The 25,026-nt window shown below is 65.0% G+C and carries 21 protein-coding genes; 20 read left to right on the top strand and 1 reads right to left on the bottom strand.

The features are described 5' to 3' along the window. Positions 1–98: 98 nt before the first annotated feature. Positions 99–1,262, top strand: coding sequence for a winged helix-turn-helix domain-containing protein (locus ACOIX3_RS34485; RefSeq protein WP_420966525.1), 1,164 nt, complete (start codon positions 99–101; stop codon positions 1,260–1,262). 202 nt (positions 1,263–1,464) lie between these two features. Further along, positions 1,465–2,790 (top strand): MFS transporter, encoded by a 1,326-nt coding sequence (locus ACOIX3_RS34480; protein ID WP_420966524.1) that lies wholly within the window; start codon positions 1,465–1,467, stop codon positions 2,788–2,790. Positions 2,791–2,897: 107 nt separating this feature from the next. Here the strand turns inward: ACOIX3_RS34480 and ACOIX3_RS34475 are convergent, their stop codons facing one another. Beyond that, complete coding sequence (locus ACOIX3_RS34475) at positions 2,898–3,179, bottom strand: hypothetical protein (protein WP_420966523.1); 282 nt, start codon at positions 3,177–3,179, stop codon at positions 2,898–2,900. A 183-nt stretch (positions 3,180–3,362) separates the two neighbouring features. Here ACOIX3_RS34475 and ACOIX3_RS34470 point away from each other — a divergent pair, with 183 nt between their 5' ends. The 18 genes from ACOIX3_RS34470 (at position 3,363) to ACOIX3_RS34385 (ending at position 25,017) form a co-directional block, all read left to right on the top strand. After that, positions 3,363–4,469, top strand: coding sequence for an efflux RND transporter periplasmic adaptor subunit (locus ACOIX3_RS34470; RefSeq protein ID WP_420966522.1), 1,107 nt, complete (start codon positions 3,363–3,365; stop codon positions 4,467–4,469). A gap of 142 nt (positions 4,470–4,611) precedes the next feature. Next, positions 4,612–7,749, top strand: coding sequence for an efflux RND transporter permease subunit (locus ACOIX3_RS34465; protein ID WP_420966521.1), 3,138 nt, complete (start codon positions 4,612–4,614; stop codon positions 7,747–7,749). Between the two features lie 21 nt (positions 7,750–7,770). Continuing rightward, positions 7,771–8,379, top strand: a complete 609-nt coding sequence (locus tag ACOIX3_RS34460; RefSeq protein ID WP_420966520.1) for a TetR/AcrR family transcriptional regulator — start codon at positions 7,771–7,773, stop codon at positions 8,377–8,379. Positions 8,380–8,540: 161 nt separating this feature from the next. Beyond that, positions 8,541–9,164, top strand: coding sequence for a flavin reductase family protein (locus ACOIX3_RS34455; RefSeq protein WP_420966519.1), 624 nt, complete (start codon positions 8,541–8,543; stop codon positions 9,162–9,164). 269 nt (positions 9,165–9,433) lie between these two features. Further along, positions 9,434–10,678 (top strand): SMP-30/gluconolactonase/LRE family protein, encoded by a 1,245-nt coding sequence (locus ACOIX3_RS34450; RefSeq protein WP_420966518.1) that lies wholly within the window; start codon positions 9,434–9,436, stop codon positions 10,676–10,678. A gap of 217 nt (positions 10,679–10,895) precedes the next feature. After that, positions 10,896–13,163: an acyl-CoA dehydrogenase gene (locus ACOIX3_RS34445; RefSeq protein WP_420966517.1), complete on the top strand. Its 2,268-nt coding sequence runs from the start codon at positions 10,896–10,898 to the stop codon at positions 13,161–13,163. After that, positions 13,163–14,446 (top strand): acetyl-CoA C-acetyltransferase, encoded by a 1,284-nt coding sequence (locus ACOIX3_RS34440; RefSeq protein WP_420966516.1) that lies wholly within the window; start codon positions 13,163–13,165, stop codon positions 14,444–14,446. Before ACOIX3_RS34445 ends, ACOIX3_RS34440 begins: the two co-directional genes overlap by 1 nt. A gap of 2 nt (positions 14,447–14,448) precedes the next feature. Further along, the gene (locus ACOIX3_RS34435) at positions 14,449–16,545 is read left to right on the top strand and encodes a 3-hydroxyacyl-CoA dehydrogenase NAD-binding domain-containing protein (protein WP_420966515.1); all 2,097 of its coding nucleotides are present in this window, start codon (positions 14,449–14,451) and stop codon (positions 16,543–16,545) included. Between the two features lie 89 nt (positions 16,546–16,634). Then, positions 16,635–16,988: an acyl-CoA thioesterase gene (locus ACOIX3_RS34430; RefSeq protein ID WP_097673013.1), complete on the top strand. Its 354-nt coding sequence runs from the start codon at positions 16,635–16,637 to the stop codon at positions 16,986–16,988. A 164-nt stretch (positions 16,989–17,152) separates the two neighbouring features. Then, the gene (locus tag ACOIX3_RS34425) at positions 17,153–17,347 is read left to right on the top strand and encodes a hypothetical protein (RefSeq protein ID WP_420966514.1); all 195 of its coding nucleotides are present in this window, start codon (positions 17,153–17,155) and stop codon (positions 17,345–17,347) included. 82 nt (positions 17,348–17,429) lie between these two features. Continuing rightward, positions 17,430–18,104, top strand: coding sequence for an HAD family hydrolase (locus ACOIX3_RS34420; protein ID WP_420966513.1), 675 nt, complete (start codon positions 17,430–17,432; stop codon positions 18,102–18,104). A gap of 199 nt (positions 18,105–18,303) precedes the next feature. Further along, positions 18,304–19,134: a DeoR/GlpR family DNA-binding transcription regulator gene (locus ACOIX3_RS34415; protein ID WP_092124510.1), complete on the top strand. Its 831-nt coding sequence runs from the start codon at positions 18,304–18,306 to the stop codon at positions 19,132–19,134. A gap of 241 nt (positions 19,135–19,375) precedes the next feature. Then, the gene (locus ACOIX3_RS34410) at positions 19,376–19,636 is read left to right on the top strand and encodes a hypothetical protein (RefSeq protein WP_420971978.1); all 261 of its coding nucleotides are present in this window, start codon (positions 19,376–19,378) and stop codon (positions 19,634–19,636) included. Then, complete coding sequence (glpD, locus tag ACOIX3_RS34405; RefSeq protein WP_420966512.1) at positions 19,531–21,075, top strand: glycerol-3-phosphate dehydrogenase; 1,545 nt, start codon at positions 19,531–19,533, stop codon at positions 21,073–21,075. The genes ACOIX3_RS34410 and glpD overlap by 106 nt, the downstream gene beginning before the upstream one ends. Next, positions 21,072–22,211: an ABC transporter ATP-binding protein gene (locus ACOIX3_RS34400; RefSeq protein ID WP_420966511.1), complete on the top strand. Its 1,140-nt coding sequence runs from the start codon at positions 21,072–21,074 to the stop codon at positions 22,209–22,211. The genes glpD and ACOIX3_RS34400 overlap by 4 nt, the downstream gene beginning before the upstream one ends. Positions 22,212–22,223: 12 nt before the next feature. Beyond that, positions 22,224–23,309 carry an ABC transporter ATP-binding protein gene (locus ACOIX3_RS34395; protein ID WP_420966510.1) on the top strand — a complete coding sequence of 362 codons (1,086 nt, stop codon included), beginning with the start codon at positions 22,224–22,226 and terminating at the stop codon, positions 23,307–23,309. Continuing rightward, positions 23,309–24,211, top strand: coding sequence for a carbohydrate ABC transporter permease (locus ACOIX3_RS34390; protein ID WP_420966509.1), 903 nt, complete (start codon positions 23,309–23,311; stop codon positions 24,209–24,211). The genes ACOIX3_RS34395 and ACOIX3_RS34390 overlap by 1 nt, the downstream gene beginning before the upstream one ends. Further along, positions 24,211–25,017 (top strand): carbohydrate ABC transporter permease, encoded by an 807-nt coding sequence (locus ACOIX3_RS34385; RefSeq protein WP_021075985.1) that lies wholly within the window; start codon positions 24,211–24,213, stop codon positions 25,015–25,017. The genes ACOIX3_RS34390 and ACOIX3_RS34385 overlap by 1 nt, the downstream gene beginning before the upstream one ends. The last annotated feature ends 9 nt before the right edge of the window (positions 25,018–25,026 follow it).

Raw genomic sequence — 25,026 nt, 5'->3', positions numbered from 1 at the left:
GGTCCGCCCCACACGCCCAGGCGCCGATGATCATGCGCGGCTGATTTGCGCCGCGTGGCTCTCCACAGCTCCGCGAATCTCGCTACATTGCCTGGGCAATGCCCCGCGCCGCCGAACCCTTATCCCTGAACAATGCCGCCGCCCGCCATATCTGGCTGCGCGCGCAACGGCTCGATACGACGGCGCCGTTCGGGGAGGGGGCGTCAGCCGTGGCGGCCGCCGTCGATCATCTCGGCTATGTGCAGATCGACACCATCAACGTGATCGAGCGCTGCCACCACCACATCCTGTTCACCCGGATTCCGGACTACCGCCGCGCCGACCTCAAGCAGGCGCAGAGCCAGGACAAGAGCGTGTTCGAATACTGGACGCACGCGCTGTCCTACGTGCCGTCCAAGGACATCAACATCTTCCTGCCGGCGATGAAGGCACACAAGCGCGAGGGCCATAAATGGTTCGCGTCGGTGACGCCGTCGGATACCCGCAAGGTGCTGCGGCTGCTGCGTGCCGGTCCGCTGACCATCCGCGACATCGAAGACGATGTGCTGACCGAGAAGGAGCATCTCTGGCAGAGCCGGAAACCCTCCAAGCGCGCACTGCAACTCGCCTTCTATGGCGGCGTGGTCACGATCAGCGAGCGCGCCGGCATGCTGAAGACCTACGAGCTGATGGCCAGGCATTTCGGCTGGGACAAGCCGCCGAAGCCCGCACCGGCCTCGGCGCGGATCGCCTATCTGCTCGACCGCGCGTTGCGCTCACAGGGCATCGTCAGCCTGGACTCGATCTGCCATCTGGACGCGCCGAGCAAGAAGGCGGTGCGCAGCCTGATCGAGGCCAGGGTGCGCCGCAAGGAGCTGGTGCGGATTGCGCTCGATGGCGCCGGCAAGCAGGAACATTGGGCGCGGCCCGAAGTGCTGGAGGAGACCGGCGAGGGTGATTCCGCCTTGGTTCACATCCTCTCGCCGTTCGATCCACTGATCATCCAGCGCAAGCGCACCGAGCTGTTCTTCGGCTACGGCCACCGCTTCGAGGCCTACGTGCCGAAGGAGAAGCGCCTGTTCGGCTATTTCGCGCTGCCGGTCTTGGTCGGCGACGATATCGTCGCCGCCCTCGACCTGAAGACCGACCGGCAGAACCGGAAGCTGCTGATGCAGAAATGGAGCTGGGTCGGCAACGGCAAGAAGCAGGCGGCGCGCAAGGAGCTGAAGCGCCGCATCGAGGAGGAGCTCGACCGCTTCGAGCGTTTCCAGCTCGCGGAGTAGGGTTGGCTCGCCGTCATTGCGAGCGCAGCGAAGCAATCCACCTCACCATTTGCGGCACTATGGATTGCTTCGCTGCGCTCGCAATGACGCCGTGGAAAACGCCCAAGTTCCCGTCTGGCCTGTGTGCTACGAGTTTTTGCCATTGCTCAATGCGGGGCCACCCAATAATCCTCAAGGCAAGCAATAGCTTTGGGGGAAACAGATGAGCCAGACCGCAACCGCCGCGCCCGATCGCGGCGCCCGCAGCGAGATCGAGACGTCCACCATCCGCGCGATCTCATGGCGGCTGATTCCGTTCCTGATCCTAGCCTACTTCTTCTCCTATCTCGACCGCGTCAATCTCGGCTTCGCCGCGCTGACCATGAACAGCGAGCTGAAGTTCTCGCCGGTGGTGTTCTCGTTCGGCGCCGGCATCTTCTTCATCGGCTATTTCATTTTCGAGGTGCCGAGCAATCTGGCGCTGGAGCGATTCGGCGCCAGCAAGTGGATCGCCCGCATCATGGTGAGCTGGGGCATCCTCTCGGCGTTGATGGCGGCGGTCTATGACGAGCACAGCTTCTACGCGTTGCGCTTCTTCCTCGGCCTCGCCGAGGCCGGCTTCTTCCCCGGCATCATCCTCTATCTCACTTACTGGTACCCGGCCGAGTATCGCGCGCGCTTCCTCGCCGCCTTCGCGCTCGCGGTGCCGATTTCGACCGTGATCGGCGCCCCGATCTCCGGCCTGTTGCTCGGGCTCGACGGCGTGATGGGGCTGAAGGGCTGGCAGTGGCTGTTCGTCATCGAGGGCATCCCCTCGGTGCTGCTCGGCATCGTCACCTGGTTCTATCTCACCGACCGGCCGGAGAAGGCCGATTGGCTCTCGGCCGAGCAGAAGGCCTGGCTGAAGGCGAAGCTCGATGCCGAGGTCGCGGCCAAGCAGGCGGCGCAGCACTTCACGCTCGGCCAGGCGCTGTCCTCGCCGAAAGTGCTGGCGCTGAGCGCAATCTATTTCGGCTTCGTCGCCTCGCTCTACGGCATGCAGTTCTGGCTGCCGCAGATCGTCAAGGCGTTCGGCCTCAGCAACGCGCAGACCGGATTCGTCACCGCGATTCCCTATGCGTTCGGCACCGTCGCGATGATCCTGTGGGCGCGCCGTTCCGACGCCGCGCGGGAGCGCGTGTTTCATGTCGGCGCGCCGCTGTTGCTCACGGCGCTGGCGCTCGCCGTCTCCAGCTACATCACCGATCCGACCATGACCATGGTGGTGCTGACGGTCGCCGCGATCGGCGTGTTCTGCACCTTCGCGGTGTTCTGGACGCTGCCGACCGCCTGGCTGTCAGGCACCGCCGCCGCCGGCGCGATCGCGCTGATCAACTCGATCGGCAACCTCGCCGGTTTCGGCGGGCCCTATCTGATCGGCTGGGTGAAGGAGACGACCGGCAGCACGTCGACCGGCCTCCTGGTGCTGTCGCTGCTGCCGCTCGCGGCCGGCCTGCTGGTTTTCCTCGGCAGCCACGAGACCAAGACCGAGTTCGCGGGCGCGAAGTAGGGTAACGGCTGCGTAGGATGGGTAGAGCGAAGCGAAACCCATCGTTCATTGTCCGTGGCGGTAGGATGGGTTTCGCTGCGCTCCACCCATCCTACATTTCCTGGCTGCTAGACCGGGTATCGCCACTTCAGCGCACGGCGCACGAAGAAGATCACAACCAGCGTGACGCCGAGCGCTGCAAGCCACGTCCACATCAGGATGCCGCCCTGCGCCAGGGCGTAGCGCTCGGAGAGCGTGAGCGCGACCAGAACGCCGATGAGCCCGGCACCCGACCAATAGAGCGGCGAGCGCAGCATTCCCGTCGTGGCGTGCTCAGCCGCGCGTTCGCGTGCCCGGCCGACGGACCAGATCAGGAAGCATGCGTAACCAAGGGCCAATATCCATGACATGGCGGCAACCTCGCATGCCGCTGCTTCCGTGACCGTAAACGGCCGCGGCCAGAGTCGACGTATCGGGGCGAAAGAGGCCGATTCCGGCCCGTCCTCACGAATTGGTTACTACTGACGAATATTGACATTCATCAGTGATAAATCGATACTCTTCATCAGTCGTCAGCCTGATGGAGATTTCAGATGTTCGTTCGTTCCGTTTTGTCGAGCTATTACAGGCTCTTGACCGGAGCAACGCTGGCTTTCGCGGTGTTCGCGCTGACCGGCTGCAATGAAAAGGCGGCCGAAAACGCCGATCCGGGGCGCCCCGTTCTGGTGGCGACCGTCCATTACGAGGCCGAAACGCCTGAGCGCAGCTTTGTCGGCACCATCAAGCCCCGTATCGAAGCCGATATGGGCTTTCGGGTCGCCGGCAAGGTGGCCAAGCGGCTGGTCGAGGTCGGACAGACAGTCGATGTCGACCAGCCCTTGGCAACCCTCGATGAGGTCGATTTGAAGCTGCAGGCCGAGCAGGCGGAGGCGGAATTCCGCGCCGCCACCGGCGTGCTGGCGCAGGCCGCGGCCGCCGAGCAGCGCGCCAAGGACCTGAAGGCCAAGGGCTGGGCCACCGATGCGGCGCTCGATTCCGCCAAGGCCGCCGGCGACGAAGCGCGGGCGCGGCTGAACCGCGCCGAGCGCTCGGTCGAGCTGACCAAGAATTCTCTCTCTTATGCAACGCTGGTGGCCGACACGAGGGGTGTCGTCACCGCGACCATGATCGAGCCCGGCCAGGTGGTTGCCGCGGGCCAGGCCTCGATCCGTGTCGCCCGACTTGGCGAGAAGGAAGCTGTCGTCGCGATCCCCGAGACGCTTCTCGCTCGTGCCAGGTCGGGCGTCGCCACGGTGACGCTGTGGTCGGATGCCAAGAAGACCTATGCCGCCAAGCTGCGCGAGGTCGCGCCGCAGGCCGATCCCGCCACCCGCACCTATCTCGCGAAATTCTCGCTGCCGGACGCCGACGAGACCGTCTCGCTCGGCATGACCGCAACCCTGACCCTGGCCGACAAGGCGACCGAACGGGTCGCCAAGCTGCCGCTGTCGGCGCTGTACAGCCAGGGCGGCGATCCCTCGCTCTATATCGTGGACGACAAGGGCGACATCGCGCTGAAGCCGGTCAAGGTGAAGGCTTATGAAAGCAACAACGTCGTCATCTCCGGCGGCGTCGACGATGGCGCCAAGGTGGTCGCCCTCGGTGTGCAGAAACTCGATCCGAGCCAGAAGGTCCGGGTCGTCTCGTCGCTGTCGTTCTGATCAATCGTCCGTCATTGCGAGCGAAGCGAAGCAATCCATCTCGCCGCAAAACAAGTGTGGATTGCTTCGTCGCTGACGCTCCTCGCAATGACGGGTGCAGCGAAATCGGTTCTGGGACCTGGTCTAGAACTTGGAGAGTTCGATGAAGCGCTTCAACCTTTCGGCCTGGGCGGTCAGCCATCCGACGCTGGTGCTGTTCCTGATGATTATCCTCGGCGTCGCCGGTTACTTCTCCTACGGGAAGCTCGGCCGCGCCGAGGATCCGTTCTTCACCGTGAAGGTGGTGAACGTCTCGGTGATGTGGCCGGGCGCGACCTCGCAGGAAATGCAGATGCAGGTCGCTGATCCGATCGAGAAGAAGCTGCAGGAGCTGCCGTTCTTCGACAAGGTGCAGACCTATTCCAAGCCGGGCTTCACCGCGATGCAGGTCTCCTTCAAGGATTCGACCTCGCCGAAGGACGTGCCCTATCTCTTCTATCTCATCCGCAAGAAGCTGGTCGACGTGCAGGGCGAGCTGCCCTCCGGCATCCTCGGACCCGTGGTCAACGACGAGTTCTCCGACGTCGATTCGATCCTCTATATGATGACCGGCGACGGCGCCAATTACGCGCAGCTCAAGAAGGTCGCGGAAGGCTTCCGCCAGCGCCTGCTGAAAGTGCCCGGCGTCACCAAGATCGACCTTTACGGCACCCAGGACGAGCGCATCTTCGTCGAGTTCTCGCACGCCAAGCTCGCCACCCTCGGCATCACGCCGCAGGCGCTGTTCGACTCGCTCGCCAAGCAGAACAACGTCACCCCGGCCGGCACGGTCGAGACCTCCTCGCAGCGCGTGCCGCTGCGCGTCACCGGCGCGCTTGACGGCGTCAAGGCGGTTGCCGAAACGCCGGTCGAGAGCAACGGTCGCGTGTTCCGGCTCGGTGATATCGCAACCGTCAGCCACGGCTATGTCGATCCGCCGAGCTTCAGGGTGCGTCAGGAAGGCAAGCCCGCGCTCGGCATCGGCGTCGTCACCGCCAAGGGCGCCAACATCCTCGAGCTCGGCAAGGAGGTCCAGCAGGCCACCGCCGAGTTCATGAAGGCGGTGCCGCAGGGCGTCGATATCCAGCAGATCGCCGACCAGCCCAAGGTGGTCGAGCACGCTGTCGGCGAGTTCGTGCACTCCTTCGTCGAGGCGCTCGCGATCGTGCTGTTCGTCTCCTTCGTCGCGCTCGGCTGGCGCACCGGCATCGTGGTGGCGCTCTCGGTGCCGCTGGTGCTTGGCATCGTCTTCATCGTGATGAATGCGATGTCGCTCGATCTGCACCGCATCACGCTCGGCGCGCTGATCATTGCGCTCGGCCTCCTGGTCGACGACGCCATCATCGCGGTCGAGATGATGGTGGTGAAAATGGAACAGGGCTGGGACCGCATGAAGGCGGCGTCCTTTGCCTGGGAATCTACTGCGTTTCCGATGCTCACGGGGACGCTGGTCACAGCCGCTGGCTTCCTCCCCATCGGCTTTGCCAATTCGGCGGTCGGCGAATATGCCGGCGGCATTTTCTGGATCGTGGCGATCGCGCTGGTTGCTTCCTGGTTCGTCGCGGTGATCTTCACGCCCTATATCGGCGTCAAGCTGCTGCCGAACATCAAGGTGCACCAGAACCACGATCCGCACGCGATCTACGAGACGCGGATGTATCGGGGCCTGCGCAACGTGGTGCAGTGGTGCGTCGATCACCGCATCAAGGTGGTGGCGGCAACCGTCGGCGTCTTCGTCGCCGCGATCGTCGGCTTCGGCCACGTCCAGCAGCAGTTCTTCCCGCTGTCGGAGCGGCCCGAGCTGTTCCTGCAACTCCGTCTGCCCGAGGGCACCGCCTTCAACGTGACCGAGAAGGCGGTGAAGCAGGCCGAAGGGCTCCTGAAGGACGACCAGGACATCCAGACCTACACCGCCTATGTCGGCCAGGGCTCGCCGCGCTTCTGGCTCGGCCTCAATCCGCAGCTGCCGAACGAGGCCTTTGCCGAGATCGTGATCCTCGCCAAGAACGTCGAGGCGCGCGAGCGCGTCAAGGCGAAGATCGAGCAGGCCGCCGCCGACGGCGCGCTGAACGAGGCGCGGGTCCGGGTCGACCGCTTCAACTTCGGTCCGCCGGTCGGTTTCCCGGTCCAGTTCCGCGTGATCGGACCCGACGCCAACAAGGTGCGCGACATCGCCTACCAGGTGCGCGAGGTGATGCGCCAGAACAAGAACGTCAAGGACGTCCAGCTCGACTGGAACGAGCAGTCGCCCTACCTGAAACTCGCCGTCGACCAGGATCGGGCGCGCGCGCTCGGCCTGACCCCGCAGGATGTCTCGCAGGCGCTGGCGATGCTGATCACCGGCGCGCCGGTCACCACGATCCGCGACGGCATCGAGAAGGTCGGCGTGGTGGCTCGTGCGGTGCCGTCCGAGCGGTTCGATCTCGGCCGCGTCGGCGATCTCACCATCACCACGCGCAACGGCGTCGCGGTGCCGCTGCAGCAGATTGCCAAGATCGAATATGCGCATGAGGAACCGATCCTGTGGCGGCGCAACCGCGACATGGCGATCACGGTGCGCTCCGACGTCGTCGACGGCGTGCAGGCGCCCGACGTCACCAACCAGATCGCGCCGAAGCTGAAGGACATCCAGGCCCATCTCGAGCCGGCCTACCGGATCGAGCCGGGCGGGGCGTTCGAGGAATCCGCCAAGGGCAATGCGTCGATCTTCATCCTCTTCCCCGTGATGGTGATGGTGATGCTGACGCTGCTGATGATCCAGCTGCAGAGCTTCTCGCGCTTGACGCTGGTGTTCCTGACCGCGCCGCTCGGCATCGTCGGCGCCTCGCTCGGGTTGAACGTCGCCAACCAGCCGTTCGGCTTCGTGGCGCTGCTCGGCCTGATCGCGCTCGCCGGCATGATCATGCGCAACGCGGTGATCCTGGTCGATCAGATCGAGAGCGACGTGTCCTCCGGCCTGACCCGGCGCGAAGCGATCGTCGAGGCCACCGTCCGGCGCGCCCGGCCCGTGGTGCTAACCGCGCTCGCGGCGATCCTCGCCATGATCCCGCTGTCGCGCTCGGCGTTCTGGGGCCCGATGGCGATCACCATCATGGGCGGTTTGTTTGTTGCGACTTTCCTGACCTTGCTGTATCTGCCGGGCCTTTACGCCCTCTGGTTCCGCAAGACCTTGGACGAAAGCGGCCCCGAGCAAACCGATACTGCGCCGCAGCATGCCGGCAATGCGCAACACGCATTTCCGCTTGCTGAAGCGGCTGAATAATTGAACATTGAGCAGGCCAATATGACGCTGATCCAGGAACATAGCGAAACCGACACCCGCGAGCGGATTCTCGTGGTGGCGGAGCGCTTGTTCCGGCAGATCGGCTATCAGAAGACCACGGTCGCCGACATCGCCAAAGAGCTGCGGATGAGCCCCGCCAACGTGTATCGCTTCTTCGATTCGAAGAAGTCGATCCACGAGGGCGTGGCGCGCGGCCTGATGGGCGAGGTCGAGGTCGAGGCGCAGCGGATTGCCCGGTCGGAAGGGCCTGCCGCGGCGCGCTTGCGCCAGATGATGACGACCATCAATCGCATGAACACAGAGCGCTATGTCGGCGATTCCAAGCTGCACGAGATGGTCGAGATCGCGATGCAGGAGGATTGGGAGGTCTGCACCGCCCATATGGAGCTGATCGGCCAGACGATCGGCGAGGTGATCGCGCAAGGCGTGGCCTCGGGTGAATTCGAGGTCAACGACCTGGAGCTCGCAGCGCTCTGCGCCTGCACGGCGATGATGCGGTTCTTCCACCCGCAGATGATCGCCCAATGCGCCACCAAGCCGGGCCCGACCATCGACCAGATGATCGATTTCGTGATCGCGGGCCTGTCGCCGCGCGCCCGCGCCAATTGAGCGCCGGCACTGACGTTTTCGTCAGTTGACTCTTCCCGCATTGCAAGCGAAGCGAAATCGTAGCCCGGATGGAGCGCAGCGTAATCCGGGGATGCTTCCACTTGTGAGACTGGTCCCGGATTGCGCTGCGCTCCATCCGGGCTACCGTGAGAGGGCTCTCCGTGACCGCAAAAGACCTACATTTCTACGAGCCGAAGAACGGCCACGGCCTGAAGCACGACCCGTTCAACGCCATCGTGGCGCCGCGGCCGATCGGCTGGATCTCCTCGCGTGATGCGGGCGGTAACGTCAACCTCGCGCCCTACAGCTTCTTCAACGCCTTCTGCTACGTGCCGCCGATCATCGGCTTCTCCTCCACCAACTGGAAGGACAGCGTTGCCAACATCCAGGACACCGGCGAGTTCGTCTGGAACCTGGCGACGATGGATCTCGCCAAGCACATGAATGCGACCGCGGCGCATGTCGCGCGCGAGGTCGACGAGTTCAAGCTCGCAGGGCTCACGCAGGTCGCCGGCAAGCTGGTCAACGTGCCGCGCGTCGCCGAGAGCCCGGTTTCGTTCGAATGCAAAGTGAGCCAGATCGTCCAGCTCCAGGGCGCCGACGGCAAGAAGGCCGAGGCCTGGCTGACACTCGGCGAGGTGGTCGCCGTCCACATCGACAAGGCCTTCATCAAGGACGGGGTCTATCAGACCGGTCTCGCGCACCCGATCGTCCGCGCCGGCCGCCGCGGCGACTATTTCGAGATCAAGCCGGAAAACATGTTCGAGATGATCCGGCCGGATTGATATTGTCCGTCTAGCCGTCATTGCGAGCGAAGCGAAGCAATCCATCTCTCCGCACAGGGACGGATGGATTGCTTCGTCGCGGAGCCTGTCATCGGGCGCGCGTTCGCGCGACCCGTTGGCTCCTCGCAATGACGGGAGCGGGAACCACGACAATGTGAAATTTCCGCCCGCAGTGATGAAAAACCGTCACTCGCAACCTCCGAGCGAGCAGTCTAACCTCCCGCGCGCCAGGCCGGATCAACGGCCGGCCAACAGAGTGGGAGGATGCGATGACACGCCAACCGCGGAGCAATCCAACAGAAGAGCGGCGCGATCCGAACGTTTCACGACGAACGCTTGTCCAGGGATTGGCGGTGGGGGCGGCCGCTGCCGCAGCCGGCGTCAGCAGCGCGCTGGCCCAGAACGCGCCCGCGCCGGTCGGACCGCCGACAACCATCACCAGCCCGCCGCGCGACTTCAGTCCGCGCGGTGCGCCGACCACCTATTTCTGGGACCCCGACATCATCGCGGTCGATCCGTCCTTCAACGACCTTGCCCAGCCCAACACCTCGATCAAGCGTCTCCATACCGGGCTGTTGTGGGCGGAAGGCCCGGCCTGGAGCTCGCAGGGCCGCTATCTCCTGTGGAGCGACATCCCGAACAACCGGCAGATGCGCTGGTCGGAGGATGACGGCCATGTCAGCGTCTTCCGCACGCCGTCGAACTACTCGAACGGCAATTCGTTCGACTTCCAGGGCCGGCAGCTCTCCTGCGAACATCTCACCCGCCGGGTGACGCGCTACGAGAATGACGGCACTGCGACGGTGCTTGCCGACAACTATCAGGGCAAGCGGCTGAACTCGCCGAACGACATCGTCGCGCATCCCGACGGCAGCTACTGGTTCACCGATCCGCCCTATGGCGGCCAGCTCTATGAGGGCGAGCCTGACGCGGCCGGTGGCCCCAGCAATTCCGCCGGCAAGCTCAATCCGCGGATCGGCCAGCCCGCGGGCTTCGCACCGGCCAAGCGCGAGCTGCCGACCAATTGCTATCGCATCGATCCGTCGGGCCGGATCGATCTCGTCGTGACCGAGGACCAGGTGCCGGATCCGAACGGCCTTTGCTTCTCGCCGGATTACAAGAAGCTTTATGTCGTCTCGACCGGCAAGGGACCGGGCGACACCGGCCCGGGCGGCAAGGGTGACGTCTTCGTGTTCGATGTCGGTGCCGACAACAAGCTCTCCAACGGCAAGCGGTTCAGCGATTTCACGATCGACGGCGTGAAGTGCGGACCGGACGGCATCCGCTGCGACGTCAACGGCAATGTCTGGTGTTCGAGCAATGCCGGCCGCGCGGTCGGATACAACGGCGTCACGGTGTGGTCGCCGGAAGGCAAGCTGCTCGGCCGCATCCGGCTGCCCGAGGTCTGCGGCAACATCACCTTCGGCGGCCCCAAGCGCAACCGCCTGTTCATGGCCGCAAGCCAGTCGCTCTACGCGGTCTACACCGCGACCCAGGGCGCTGGGCCGGCGTAGCGTGCGGGAGCGGGGCGCCGGCACGAGCGGCCGGCGCCACCCTTGGCTACCTGATTGTCGCAGCTCAGCTTTCGGAACTGAACGCGTGGCCTGCCGTTAACAAACGGCGGCTCGGCCGCGTCAATTTCGCTTTATTTGCAGGGCGAAGTGTTCACCCGTGACCGGCACTTTCCGCTAGGATCATGCCACCGCTGCGCCGATCCATGAGGGCCCCACCATGAGCTTCCGCCGCGATTACCTGTCCAAGCCGATCTTCTCCTGGGCGCGTGGCGTGCTGCCGACCATGTCGGACACCGAGCGCGAGGCGCTGGAGGCCGGCGACGTCTGGTGGGACGCCGATCTTTTCACCGGCAATCCCGACTGGTCGAAACTGCTGGCATTCGCGCCGGCCAAATTGACCGACGAGGAGAACGCCTTCCTGCACGGTCCGGTCGACGAGCTCTGCGCGATGCTCGACGAGTGGAAGATCAATTGGGAATGGCGCGATCTGCCGCCCGAGGTGTGGAGCTTCATCAAGGCCAAGAAATTCTTCGGCATGATCATCCCCCGGGAATTCGGCGGCCTCGGCTTCTCGCCCTATGCGCATTCCGAAGTGGTGCGCAAGATTTCCTCGCGCTCGCTGACCGCGGCCGTCACCGTGATGGTGCCGAACTCGCTCGGGCCGGGCGAACTCCTGATGCGCTTCGGCACCAAGGAGCAGCAGGACAGATGGCTGCCGCGCCTGGCCGCTGGCCAGGACATTCCCTGCTTCGGGCTGACCAGCCCGGAGGCCGGCTCGGACGCCGCCTCGATGATCGACACCGGCATCATCTGCAAGGGCACTTTCGAAGGCCGCGAGGTGCTTGGGCTGAAGCTGAACTGGCACAAGCGCTACATCACGCTGGGGCCAGTCGCGACGCTGCTCGGCCTCGCCTTCAAGGCCCATGATCCCGATCACCTGGTCGGCAGCGAGGAAGAGCTCGGCATCACCGTTGCGCTGATCCCGACCCATCTGCCCGGCGTCTCGATCGGCCACCGCCATCTGCCGGCGATGCAGGTGTTCCAGAACGGCCCGAACTGGGGCAAGGACGTCTTCATTCCGCTCGACTACATCATCGGCGGTCAGGAGCGCTTGGGGCAAGGCTGGAAGATGCTGATGACGGCGCTCGCTGCCGGCCGCGGCATCTCGCTGCCGTCGCTGTCGGCCGCCGGCGCCGCCTATGCCGCGCGCACCACCGGCGCCTATGCCTGCATCCGCGAACAGTTCGGCATTTCCATTTCCAAGTTCGAGGGCATCGAGGAGCCGCTGGCGCGTATCGCCGGCACCGCCTATCTGCTCGACGCCGCGCGCCGGCTCACCTGCGCCGCGCTGAACGAGGGGCATCACCCGGCCGTCATCTCCGGGATCATGAAGCTGCACGCCACCGAGCGGATGCGGATCGCGATCGACGATGCCATGGACATCCACGGCGGCAAGGCCGTGATCGACGGGCCGCAGAATTATCTCGGCGGGCTCTACCGCTCGGTGCCGGTCGGCATCACGGTCGAGGGCGCCAATATCCTGACCCGCAATCTGATCGTGTTCGGGCAGGGCGCGATCCGCGCGCATCCTTATCTGTTGCAGGAGATGAACGCGCTCAGCGAGACCGATCGCGACAAGGGGCTCACCGCGTTCGACACCGCGTTCTGGAAACATGTCGGCCACAGCTTTGCGACCATGTTCCGCGCCTGGGGCCGTAGCTGGACCTTTGGCCTGTTCGCACCGGCGCCGGATGCCGGCGATGCAACCGAGTTTTATCGCCAGCTCTCGCGCTATTCATCGGCGTTCGCGCTGTGCGCCGACATGGCGCTGCTCACGCTCGGCGGCGCGCTGAAGCGCAAGGAAATGCTCTCCGCGCGGTTCGGCGACATCCTGTCCGAGCTGTATTTGCTGTCTGCCGCGCTGAAACGCTGGCAGGACGAGGGGCGGCAGAAGGAGGATCTTCCTGCGCTCCAATGGTGCATGGCATCCGGCTTCAAGACCATCGAGAACCGCTTTGCGGAAATCCTCGCCAATCTGCCGAACCGCCCGGTGGCGTGGATGTTGAAATTCCTGATCCAGCCGTTCGGCGCGCGCGTCACGGGTCCGTCGGACCGTGTCGTGCATCTCTGCGCCCAGCTCGTGCTGTCGCCGTCGGCGGCACGCGATCGCCTGACGCCGGACCTCGCCTTTGTCGAGGACGACGGCGGCATTGCGCGGCTGGAAAAGGCCTTCCGCCTCGTCACCGACGCCGAGGATGCGGCCAAACAGCTGCGCGCGGCGCGGCTGCATGACTGGAAGGAGGCCGTCAAGAAAGGCGTCATCACCGAGGCCGACGGCGAGAAGCTCGCCGCCGCCCATGAGGCCGTGGCCAAGGTCATCGAGGTCGATGATTTTGCGCCCGAGGCGCTGTCCCCGATTTACAAGAAAACCGCCGACGTGCATCAGTTCTTCCAGGAGCTGGGTGAGCAGAGGGCGGCGAGCTGATGGCGCGACCAGTCTTTATCGTCGACGGCAGCCGGACGCCGTTCCTGAAGGCGCGCTCCGGTCCCGGCCCGTTCACCCCGGTCGATCTCGCCGTGCAATGCGGCCGTCCGTTGCTGGCGCGGCAGCCGTTCGCGCCCACCGCCTTCGACCAGGTCATCCTCGGCTGCGTCAACGTGATTGCCGACGAGATGAACCCGGCGCGGGTCGCGGCGCTCCGGCTCGGCATGGGCGAGCAGATGGTCGCCTTCACGGTGCAGATCAATTGCGGCTCCGGGATGCAGTCGATCGACACCGGCTACCGTTACATCCGCGAGGGCATCTCCGATTTGATCCTCGCCGGCGGCGCCGAGGCGCTGAGCCACGCGCCGCTGGTCTGGCCCAATTCCGGCGTGCGCTGGTTTGCCGGCTTTGCCGGCGCCAAGGGGTTAGGGGCAAAGATCGCCGCGGCGCTGAAGGTGAAGCCGAGCTACTTCAAGCCGATCATCGGCCTCGAGCGCGGGCTGACTGATCCGATCACCGAACTGAACATGGGCCAGACCGCCGAGAAGGTCGGCCATCTCTTCGGCATCACCCGTGCGCAGTCCGATGCTTACGCCGCCGAGAGCCATCAGCGGCTGGCCAACGCGCAGAAGCAGGGTTTTCTCAGGGGCGAGGTTGAGACGGCGTTCTCCCGCGACGGCAAGTTCTACGACCTTGACGACGGCGTCCGCCCGGACTCCACGCCAGAGACGCTCGCAAAGTTGAAGCCGGTGTTCGAGCGCCCGTGGGGCCAGGTCACCGCCGGCAATTCCTCGCAGATCACCGACGGCGCCTCGTGGGTGATCCTGGCATCCGAGACCGCGGTGGCAAAGCACGGGCTGACGCCGAAGGCCGTCATCCTCGACAGCCAGTGGTCGGCGCTCGATCCCTCGATCATGGGTCTCGGTCCCGTGCTGTCGGCGAGCGCGCTGCTGAAGCGCAACGGGCTGACCTTGCAGGAGGTCGAGACCTGGGAGCTGAACGAGGCCTTTGCGACCCAGGTGCTCGGCTGTCTCGCCGCCTGGAACGACGACACATTCTGCCGCGAGATTTTGGGGCTCGACGGCGCGGCCGGCGAGATCGACCGCGCGAAGTTGAATGTCGATGGCGGCGCGATCAGCCTCGGCCATCCGGTCGGCACCAGCGGCAACCGCATCGTGCTGCATCTGGTCAATGCGATGAAGCGGCTCGGCACCAGGCGCGGCGTCGCCACCGAATGCATCGGTGGCGGGCAGGGCGGCGCGATGTTGATAGAGACGGTGTGATCATGGATTCACGGATCATGGACGTTCTCGCCGACCGCGTGCTCGAGCTCGGGCCGAAGCCGGCCCCCGACAGCGCCTACAAGAATTTCAAGCTGACGCGCGACGAGGACGGCATTGCCTGGCTGCTGTTCGACCGCGCCGGCACCAGCGCCAACACGCTGTCCGCCGATCTGCTCGAGGAGCTCGATGCGATCGTCTCTGCGCTGGAAAACCAGCGTCCGACTGGCCTCGTCGTGCGCTCGGCCAAGGCAAGCGGCTTCATCGCCGGTGCCGACGTCAATGAATTTCGCGGCGCCAGCGATCCGCGGGCGGTCGAGACCGAGATAGGCCGTGCCCATGCGGTGATCGACCGGCTCGAGGCGTTGCGCGTGCCCTCGGTTGCGGTGATCCATGGCTTCTGTCTCGGCGGCGGCCTCGAGGTCGCGCTGGCCTGCCAGATGCGGATCGCGATCGACGATGCCAGGTTCGGCTTCCCTGAGGTGATGCTCGGCCTGCATCCCGGCCTCGGCGGCACCGTGCGCTTCACCGAACTGGTCAACCCGATGCAGGCGATGACCTTGATGTTGACCGGCAAGACGATCGACGCGCGGCGCGCGAAATCGCTCGGTCTGGTCGACGCCGTCACCCAGGAGCGCCACGTCCGCAACGCGGTGAAGGATGCGGTGTTCGGCCGGCTGAAGCGCGCCGAGCCGGGCGTGCTCAACTCGATCCTCAATCTGGGTCCGGTCCGGGGCATCCTTGCCTCGCGGATGCGCAGCGAGGCCGAGAAGGCTGCGCCGCGCAAGCATTATCCGGCGCCCTATGCGCTGATCGAGCTCTGGGAGAAGCACGCCGGCAACCGCTCGGCGATGCTGAATGCGGAGAAGGCGTCGTTCGCCAATCTGATGGTGACGCCGACGGCGCAGAACCTGATCCGGGTGTTCTTCCTGCGCGAGCAGATGAAGAAGGCGGCAGGCCCCGGCAACAAGGCTGCGCACGTCCATGTCATCGGCGCCGGTGCGATGGGCGGCGACATCGCGGCCTGGTGCGCCAACCAGGACATGCGCGTGACGCTCGCCGACATGAAGGCCGAGCCGATCGCGGGCGCCATGAAGCGCGCTGCGGATCTGTTCGGCAAGATCATGCGCAGGAAGATCGACCAGCGCGATGCGCTCGACCGGCTGATCCCCGACATGGACGGCGAGGGCGTCCGCAACGCCGATCTGATCATCGAGGCGGTGCCGGAAAAGCTCGAGCTGAAGCAGAAGGTCTATGCCGGCCTCGAGCCGAAGATGAAGCAGGGTGCGATCCTCGCCACCAATACGTCGAGCATCCCCTTGCAGGATCTGCGCACCACGCTGGCACGGCCGGAGCGGCTGCTCGGCCTGCACTTCTTCAACCCGGTGTCGCGGCTGCAGCTCGTCGAGGTCGTCAGCCATGACGGCACCGATGCAGCGATGCTCAAGGAAGCGCTCGCCTTTGTCGGCGCCATCGACCGCCTGCCGCTGCCGGTGCAGAGCTCGCCGGGCTTCCTCGTCAACCGTGCGCTGACGCCCTACATGCTCGAAGCGATGATGATGCTGGACGAGAAGACCGACCAGCGCCTGATCGACGCGGCCGCCGTCGAGTTCGGCATGCCGATGGGGCCGATCGAGCTCGCCGACCAGGTCGGCCTCGACATCTGCCTCGATGTCGGCGACATGCTGCGCTCGAAGTTCGGCGACACCCTGCCGCCGACGCCGGCCTGGCTGCGCGAGAAGGTCGCCAAGGGCGAGCTCGGCCGCAAGACCGGCAAGGGCTTTTACACCTGGAAGGACGGCAAGGCGGAGAAGGCGCCGCTGCCGGAGACCGGTCCGAAAGTCAGCGACGAGATGATCGACCGCCTGGTGCTGCCGATCTCCAATGTCTGCATCGCCGCCTTGCGCGAAGGCATCGTCGACGATCCCGATATGGTCGACGGCGCGATGATCTTCGGCACCGGCTATGCCCCGTTCCGCGGCGGCCCGCTCAACTATGCGCGCACCCGCGGCGTCGACAGTGTCGTATCCGCGCTGGGCGCGCTGGCGCAGAAATTCGGCGATCGTTTCGCACCCGACGCAGGCTGGGAGACCTTCAAGTGACCGACACCCAAGCGCCCGAAACGCATGTTCACGCGCCGCCGATCAGCGGCAACGAGCCGCAGGGCGATCTCTGCATCCGTACGCTGGCGATGCCGGCCGACACCAACGCCAATGGCGACATCTTCGGTGGCTGGCTGCTCAGCCAGATGGACGTCGGCGGCGGCGTGTTCGCTTCCAAGCTGGCGAAGTCCCGCACCGTGACGGTTGCGATCGAGGCAATGAACTTCCGCAAAGCGGTCTATGTCGGCGATCTCGTCTCGGTGCACGCCAACCTCGTGCGCGTCGGCCGCACCTCGATCACGGTGCATCTCGAAGCCTGGGTGCTGCGCCGCCGCGAGCAGCAGTCGATCCTCGTCACCGACGGCAATTTCACCTACGTCTCGATCGACGAGCAGGGCCATCCGCAGCCGATCCAGCGCGATGGTGCGACGATCTCGACCTGAGGTCTTCCGCGCGAAGGCGCTGTGATTCGGCGCGCGAGAAAACGCGTCGAAACTGAGACCGCAGCGCGGCTTGATCGCAAAAGCTGCGCTTCGCGTCGCAAATAAACCGAGGAACAAACAGACGGTGACACCGTTGTCGGGCCGGAATCAAACCGAGGCCGACTATGTCTGACTGCTACGTCATCGAAGTGAGTTCACAGACCGCGGGTATCGTGGTGCGCGATACCGGTGGTTACGCGTTTTTTGCAGCCTCGCACCGCTTCCACGCCCTTGAAGGCCAGATTTTTCGCAATGCACGCGAGGCCGAGCGCGCCGCGCGACGGCTTGTCACTGGGCAAGATTTGCAGCTGGCCTCCTGATACGGAAGCCCGGCGGCGCGTCATTTGCGCGCGCCGCTGGAGTCTGTATTGATGCATCCGAACTCACGGAAATGTTTTTCGGATGACGCAGACACAAGGCAGAGCACTGCTGTTCGATATCGACGGCACGCTCGCCGACACCGATCCGCTGCATCTGGCGGCGTTCAACCAGGTGCTCGGCCCCCATGGACACAGCTTCGATCACGCGCGCTTCGGCAAGGAGCTGCAAGGCTTTTCCAACGCGTCGATCGGCGAGCGTTTCCTCGCCCACGAGCCGGCCGACCGCCGCGCCGGCATCCTCGGCGAGAAGGAGCGGATCTTCCGCGAATTGGTCTCCGGCCAGATCGTGCCGGTGCCGGGATTGCTGGCGCTGCTCGACCGTGCCGATCGTGCCGGCGTGCCGATGGTGGCGGTGACCAACGCGCCGCGCCCGAACGCCGAACTGCTGCTCTCGGGACTAGGTATCGCGCACCGTTTCAAGGCGCTCGTGATCGGCGATGAACTGGCGCACGGCAAGCCGCATCCATTGCCGTATCTCGAGGGGCTGCGCCTCGCAGGCGCGCAGGCTCAGGCTTCGCTCGCGTTCGAGGATTCGCGCTCCGGCATCCAGTCCGCGACGGCGGCGGGCATCGCGACGATCGGGATGCGAACCGGGCTCGGTCATGCCGATCTGCTCGCGGCCGGCGCCGTCGCCAGCGCCGCGGCATTCGATGATCCGGAATTGATTCGCCTTGTTGCATCGGCCATGGCGTGGTGAGGGAATGGCTTGATGAGGCATTGTGCCGAAACGTTGCCGGCTCGACATTGCTGCAACGCAGTCCTTAACCCCGGCGATGCTTGCTCGTTGACCTCGGTGCCGAACGGTCGCACCATGGGTCAGAGCACGATCCGGAAAAGTGGAAACCGGTTTTCCGAAAGGATCGTGCTCCAACCATTGCCGTTTCAAGGGGGCCGCCGTGGCCGGACTCTCCCATCGCCAGACTGAAATCCTCAACATCGCACGCGCATTCGGCCGGGTCATGGTCGAGGACCTTGCCAAGCGATTCGAGGTGTCGGCGCAGACCATCCGCAAGGACCTCAACGATCTCTGCGACGAGCGGTCGCTGACCCGTATCCATGGCGGCGCCATCATCGCCTCGGGTGTCGAGAACCTCGCCTATGAGGCGCGCCGCTTCGTCGCCGCCGAGGAGAAGAAGGCGATCGGCGCCGCTGCGGCCGCGCGGATTCCGAACGGCTGCTCGCTGTTCATCAATATCGGCACCACGACGGAAGAGGTCGCGAGCGCGCTGACCTCGCATGAGGACCTGCTGGTCATCACCAACAACCTCAACGTCGCGATGCTGCTGTACCGTCATCCGCGCATCGAGGTGGTGGTGGCCGGCGGCACGGTGCGGCGCGCCGACGGCGCCGTGGTCGGCTCGACCGCGACCCAGCTGATCGGCCAGTTCAAGGTCGATTACGCGATCATCGGTGCGTCCGCGATCGACGAGGAGGGCGCGCTGCTCGACTTCGATTATCGCGAGGTGCAGGTGGCGCAGGCGATCATCGCCAACGCGCGCAACGTGATGCTGGTGTCGGATGCGACAAAACTCCGCCGCAGCGCGCCGGTGCGGATCGCCCATATGAGCCAGATCCAGACCTTCGTCACCGATTCGCCCTTGCCCGCAGGCCTCGCCAACATCTGCCACAGCCGCGGCATCGAGGTGGTCGTCGCGATGGACAAGCCGCAAGCCGATATCGACGACAACGGCGCCGACGCCGCACCCGCGACGCTGCGCAGCGCGTAGCGCGTAGCGCGAAGTCGTCCTCTCCGCGTCGGCGAGGTAACCGCGCCTTCTCTTCCAATTCCGTCACCCCCGCACAAAGGCTTCGCCTTTGTCGCTGGAGGAGCGCGTAGCGCGTCTCGAAGGGTCGACGGCCACCGGCGGGGCCGTGCACCCTTCGAGGCTCGCTGACGCTCGCACCTCCAGCGACAATGGCTACGCCATTGCGCGGGGGTGACAGGTTAAGCGATAGCGCGGGGTCAGATTGGGTGAGCCTGTCCATCATTCCGCGATCAATCCGCCCAAAAAATCCCCAGTTAAAGTTCCCTATTTTCACTTTGCTTTCGTTTTCGGTTGTGATCTACTTCAATCCGAAAGTAAAACCGTCAAAGCGAAAACGGTTGCCGGGGGAAGCGTTCTTTGGACCGAATTTACGACCTCGCCATCATTGGAGGCGGCGTTAATGGCTGCGGCATCGCGCGCGATGCTGCGGGCCGGGGTAATTCTGTTTTCCTCTGTGAAATGAATGACTTGGCCAGCGGAACGTCGTCCTGGTCGACCAAGCTCGTGCATGGCGGCCTGCGCTATCTCGAGTATTACGAGTTTCGTCTGGTGCGCGAGGCGCTGATCGAGCGCGAGATCCTCTGGCAGATCGCGCCGCATATCATTCGTCCGCTGCGTTTCGTTTTGCCGCACCATTCGGGCCTGCGCCCGGCGTGGCTGCTGCGGCTCGGCCTTTTCCTCTACGACCATATCGGCGGCCGGCACCTGTTGCCGGCGACGCGCTCGGTCGACCTGACGCGTGACGTGGTCGGCAAGCCGCTGATCCCAGGGCGCTACACCAAGGGCTTTGAATATTCCGATTGCTTCGTCGACGACGCGCGGCTGGTGGCGCTGACCGCGCGCGATGCCGCCGATCGCGGCGCCGAGATTCGCACCCGCACCCGCGCGGTCGAGATCAGGCAGATCGATGGCGTCTGGCACGTCACGGTCGAGGACGGCGCCACCGGCGCGCGCGACACCATCAAGGCGCGTGTGCTGGTCAACGCCGGCGGTCCCTGGGTCGAGCAGGTGCTCGCCACCGGCGTCGGCGTCAACGCGCGGGCCAAGGTGCGGCTGGTGCAGGGCTCGCATATCGTTGTGCCGAAGCTCTACGACCACGACCGCGCCTACATCTTTCAGAATGCCGACGGCCGCATCATCTTCGTCATTCCCTACCAGAACGATTTCTCGCTAATCGGCACCACCGATCGCGACTATGACGGCGATCCGGCCGAGGTGAAGGCGACGCGCGAAGAGATCGAGTATCTCTGCGCCTCCGCCAGCGAGTACCTCGCCAAGCCGGTGAAGCCGGAGGACGTGGTCTGGAATTACTCCGGCGTGCGTCCGCTCTATGACGACGGTGCAAGCGAAGCCAAGGCCGCGACCCGCGACTACGTGTTCGAGCTCGATACGCCCGGCGGTGCGCCGCTGCTGTCGATCTATGGCGGCAAGATCACCACCTATCGCCGCCTCTCCGAAGAGGCGCTGGAGCGGCTGTCGCCCTATCTCCGCGGCGCGAAAGCGCAGGAGGGCTGGACCGGCAAGGCGCCGCTGCCCGGCGGTGACATGGACGTCTCGGCGGTCGCAGCGCTGAGCGCCGAGCTGGTTCGCAACTATCCGTTCCTCGCGCAGTCCCACGCCAACCGTCTCGCCCACGCCTATGGCACGCGTGCCAGCAAGGTCTTGGGCAATGCAGCAACGGCTGATGACCTCGGCCGCGCCTTCGGCGCCACCTTGACGGAGAGTGAAGTCCGGTACCTGATGGCGAACGAATGGGCGCGGACCGCGGACGATGTCGTCTGGCGACGATCCAAGCTGGGCTTGCGGATGACGGCGGGTGAAATCGCCGCGCTCGACGAGTGGATGGTCGCCAACCGCGTGTCAGGTGAACGTCCCCTCCGCGAAGCGGGAGGACGGGCATGAGCGTTACACTGCAGAACGTCACGCGAACCGTGGATGGCATCCAGACCATCCGCGATGTTTCGCTGACGCTGGAGCGTGGCACGCTCAGCGTGCTGCTCGGGCCGACGCTGTCGGGCAAGACCTCGATCATGCGGCTGCTCGCCGGCCTCGACAAGCCGACCACCGGCCGCGTGCTGGTCGACGGCAAGGACGTCACCGGCGCCGACGTGCGGCAGCGCTCGGTGGCGATGGTCTATCAGCAGTTCATCAACTATCCCTCGCTGACGGTCTACGAGAACATCGCCTCGCCGCTGCGGGTGCAGGGCAAGCCGAAGGCCGAGATCGAGCAGCGGGTGGCCGAAGCGGCCAGCCTGTTGCGGCTCGAGCCCTATCTGAAGCGCACGCCGCTGCAGCTCTCCGGCGGCCAGCAGCAGCGCACCGCGATTGCGCGCGCGCTGGTCAAGGGCGCCGACCTCGTGCTGCTCGACGAGCCGCTCGCCAACCTCGATTACAAGCTGCGCGAGGAGCTGCGCGCCGAGCTGCCGCGGATCTTCGAGGCATCGGGTGCGATCTTCGTCTACGCCACCACCGAACCGTCCGAAGCGCTGCTGCTCGGCGGCGACACGGTGTGCATGTGGGAAGGCCAGGCGCTGCAGATCGGCGCGACGCCGAAGGTCTACCGCCATCCCGACACGCTGCGGGTCGCGCAGGTGTTCTCCGATCCGCCGCTCAACGTCATCGGCATCGAGAAGAAGGGCGACCGGGTGATCTATGCCGGCGGCGAGCAGGCGCCCGCGGCCGGGCTGTATGCCAATCTGCCTGACGGCACGTACAAGATCGGCTTCCGCGCGCACCAGCTCGAGGTCGGGAGCATCGTGCCCGGCCGCCACAAATTCTCCGCCACCGTGACGGTGACCGAGATCACCGGGTCGGAGAGCTTTGTGCACGTTCATGTCCACGATTCGAACTGGGTCGCAGTGCTGCACGGCGTGCACGAATATGAACCCGGGCAGGTGCTCGAGGCGGCGCTCGATCCCGAGAACATCTTTGTGTTTGACGCCGCCGACCGCCTGGTCGCGTCGCCCGCGACCGCGTTTGCAAGCGAATTGTATGGCAGTTCGCTTGCGGCACGCGTGTCAGCCAGCAAGAGCAATTGAGGGAGATGCCCGATGGCTCGCATTGACCTCGTCGATCTCGCGCAATCCTACAGCGGCAACGACGCGCCGCTGGAATCCTTTGCGCTGAAACCGGTGACGATGACCTGGCGGCAGGGCGGCGCCTATGCGCTGCTCGGGCCCTCCGGCTGCGGCAAGACCACGCTGCTGAACCTGATTTCCGGGATCGTGACGCCGTCGCGCGGCAAGATCCTGTTCGACGGCCAGGACATCACGCCGCTGTCGACGCAGAAGCGCAACATCGCGCAGGTGTTCCAGTTCCCGGTGATCTACGACACCATGACGGTCGGCCAGAATCTGGCCTTCCCGCTGAAGAACCGCGGCGTCGCCAAGGCCGAGGTCGATGCCCGGGTCAAGCAGATCGCCGATCTGCTCGACCTCACGCCGTACCTCAATCGCAAGGCGACGCGGCTCACCGCCGACGCCAAGCAGAAGATCTCGCTCGGCCGCGGCCTGGTGCGCTCCGACGTCGCCGCCGTGCTGTTCGACGAGCCGCTGACGGTGATCGATCCCGAGCTGAAATGGCAGCTGCGCTCGAAACTAAAGGCGCTGCATCGCGAGCTCGACCTCACGATGATCTACGTCACCCACGACCAGACCGAGGCGCTGACCTTTGCCGATACCGTCGTCGTCATGCATGACGGCCGCGTGGTGCAGAGCGGCACGCCGGCCGAACTGTTCGACAAGCCGGCGCATACCTTCGTCGGCTACTTCATCGGCTCGCCCGGCATGAACATCGTGCCCGCCGAGGTCTCAGGCCACGAGGCGCGGATCGACGGCCATGTCATCGGCCTGCATCGAAACTATGGTGTGCTGCCGGCCGGCAAGAAGATCGAGATCGGCGTGCGGCCTGAATTTGTCGATGTCGCGGCACCCGCGTCCGGGCTGCTGTCGGCCACCATCGAGCGGATCGACGATCTCGGCCGTATCCAGTTCGCCCGCGTCCGCGTCGGCAACACCAAACTCGCGGCGCGCGTGCCGCCGGGCTTCTCGATCTCCGGCGATACCGCCGGCCTGATCTTCAATCCCGCCAACGTCCACGTCTATGCCGACAGCCATTTGGTCGAAGGGGTCGCCTGATGGACAAGACCATCAACCAAAAAGCCTGGTTCCTGGTGCTGCCGGTGTTCCTGGTGGTCGCGTTCTCGGCGGTGCTGCCGCTGATGACCGTCGTGAACTATTCGATGCAGGACACCTTCGGCAACAACCAGTTCTTCTGGAACGGCGTCGGCTGGTTCAAGGAACTGCTCGATCCCTCGACCGATCTCGGCGGCCGCTTCCTGGCCTCGCTCGGCCGCAACCTGTTCTTCTCTGCGGTGATCCTTGCGATCGAGGTGCCGCTCGGCATCATCGTCGCGCTGTCGATGCCGCGCGAGGGCTGGAGCGTCGCGGCCTGCCTCGTCATCCTCGCGCTGCCGCTCTTGATTCCGTGGAACGTGGTCGGCACCATCTGGCAGATCTTCGGCCGTCCCGATATCGGCCTGCTCGGCTATGTGCTGAACCACCTCGGCCTCAACTACAACTACGTCTCCAATGAGGTCGACGCCTGGGTCACAGTGATCGTGATGGATGTTTGGCACTGGACCAGCCTCGTCGCGCTGCTCTGCTACGCCGGCCTGAAGTCGATCCCCGACGCATACTACCAGGCGGCGCAGATCGACGGCGCCTCGCGCTGGGCGGTGTTCAAGGCGATCCAGCTGCCGAAGATGAACCGCGTGCTGCTGATCGCGGTGCTGCTGCGCTTCATGGATAGCTTCATGATCTACACCGAGCCGTTCGTGGTCACCGGCGGCGGTCCCGGCAACTCGACGACCTTCGTCTCGATCGAGCTCGTCAAGATCGCGCTCGGCCAGTTCGACCTCGGCAAGGCCGCGGCGCTGTCGCTGGTCTACAATTTGATCATCCTGATCGTGTGCTGGGTGTTCTACACCGTGATGACCAATGCCGGCTCCGAGCGCCCGGTCAAGCAAGGAGCGGCGTGATGCATTCGATCCCCGGCCGCCGCCTGATCATGGCGCTGTTCCTGATCTTCCTGCTGTTGCCGATCTACTGGCTCGTCAACATGAGCTTCAAGACCAACGCCGAGATCGTCTCGACGATGACGCTGTGGCCGCATACGCCGACGCTGCAGCACTACCGGCGCATCTTCACCGACGAGAGCTGGTATTCGGGCTACATCAACTCGCTGGAATATGTCGTCATCAACACCGTGATCTCGATCGCGGTGGCGTTGCCGGCGGCCTATGCGTTCTCGCGCTACCGCTTCCTCGGCGACAAGCACCTGTTCTTCTGGCTGCTGTCGAACCGTATGGCGCCGGCGGCGGTCTACGCGCTGCCGTTCTTCAACCTGTACTCGGCGATCGGCCTGTTCGATACGCCGTGGGCGGTCGCGCTCGCGCACTGCATCTTCAACGTGCCGCTGGCGGTGTGGATCCTCGAAGGCTTCGTCTCCGGCGTGCCGCGCGAGATCGACGAAACCGCCTTCCTCGACGGCTATTCGTTCCCGCGTTTCTTCATCAAGATCCTGGTGCCGCTGATCGCGAGCGGCATCGGCGTCGCCGCCTTCTTCTGCTTCATGTTCTCCTGGGTCGAGCTGCTGCTGGCGCGCACGCTGACCTCGGTGCAGGCCAAGCCGATCGCAGCGATCATGACGCGCACGGTCTCGGCTGCCGGCATGGACTGGGGCCTGCTTGCCGCGGCCGGCGTGCTCACCATCATCCCCGGCGCACTGGTGATCTGGTTCGTCCGCAATTACATCGCGCGCGGCTTCGCGCTCGGCCGGGTCTAGGAGGCGCTC

It is taken from the genome of Bradyrhizobium sp. B120 (assembly GCF_049075665.1).
Lineage (GTDB): Bacteria > Pseudomonadota > Alphaproteobacteria > Rhizobiales > Xanthobacteraceae > Bradyrhizobium.
This window is presented reverse-complemented; position numbering and strand designations above follow the sequence as displayed.

Bases quoted from the DNA above. Each gene is read 5' to 3' on its own strand.
- ACOIX3_RS34485 (WP_420966525.1), top strand. From the start codon at position 99: ATGCCCCGCGCCGCCGAACCCTTATCCCTGAACAATGCCGCCGCCCGC.
- ACOIX3_RS34480 (WP_420966524.1), top strand. From the start codon at position 1,465: ATGAGCCAGACCGCAACCGCCGCGCCCGATCGCGGCGCCCGCAGCGAG.
- ACOIX3_RS34475 (WP_420966523.1), bottom strand. From the start codon at position 3,179: ATGTCATGGATATTGGCCCTTGGTTACGCATGCTTCCTGATCTGGTCC.
- ACOIX3_RS34470 (WP_420966522.1), top strand. From the start codon at position 3,363: ATGTTCGTTCGTTCCGTTTTGTCGAGCTATTACAGGCTCTTGACCGGA.
- ACOIX3_RS34465 (WP_420966521.1), top strand. From the start codon at position 4,612: ATGAAGCGCTTCAACCTTTCGGCCTGGGCGGTCAGCCATCCGACGCTG.
- ACOIX3_RS34460 (WP_420966520.1), top strand. From the start codon at position 7,771: ATGACGCTGATCCAGGAACATAGCGAAACCGACACCCGCGAGCGGATT.
- ACOIX3_RS34450 (WP_420966518.1), top strand. From the start codon at position 9,434: ATGACACGCCAACCGCGGAGCAATCCAACAGAAGAGCGGCGCGATCCG.
- ACOIX3_RS34445 (WP_420966517.1), top strand. From the start codon at position 10,896: ATGAGCTTCCGCCGCGATTACCTGTCCAAGCCGATCTTCTCCTGGGCG.
- ACOIX3_RS34440 (WP_420966516.1), top strand. From the start codon at position 13,163: ATGGCGCGACCAGTCTTTATCGTCGACGGCAGCCGGACGCCGTTCCTG.
- ACOIX3_RS34435 (WP_420966515.1), top strand. From the start codon at position 14,449: ATGGATTCACGGATCATGGACGTTCTCGCCGACCGCGTGCTCGAGCTC.
- ACOIX3_RS34430 (WP_097673013.1), top strand. From the start codon at position 16,635: ATGCCGGCCGACACCAACGCCAATGGCGACATCTTCGGTGGCTGGCTG.
- ACOIX3_RS34425 (WP_420966514.1), top strand. From the start codon at position 17,153: ATGTCTGACTGCTACGTCATCGAAGTGAGTTCACAGACCGCGGGTATC.
- ACOIX3_RS34420 (WP_420966513.1), top strand. From the start codon at position 17,430: ATGACGCAGACACAAGGCAGAGCACTGCTGTTCGATATCGACGGCACG.
- ACOIX3_RS34400 (WP_420966511.1), top strand. From the start codon at position 21,072: ATGAGCGTTACACTGCAGAACGTCACGCGAACCGTGGATGGCATCCAG.
- ACOIX3_RS34395 (WP_420966510.1), top strand. From the start codon at position 22,224: ATGGCTCGCATTGACCTCGTCGATCTCGCGCAATCCTACAGCGGCAAC.
- ACOIX3_RS34390 (WP_420966509.1), top strand. From the start codon at position 23,309: ATGGACAAGACCATCAACCAAAAAGCCTGGTTCCTGGTGCTGCCGGTG.
- ACOIX3_RS34385 (WP_021075985.1), top strand. From the start codon at position 24,211: ATGCATTCGATCCCCGGCCGCCGCCTGATCATGGCGCTGTTCCTGATC.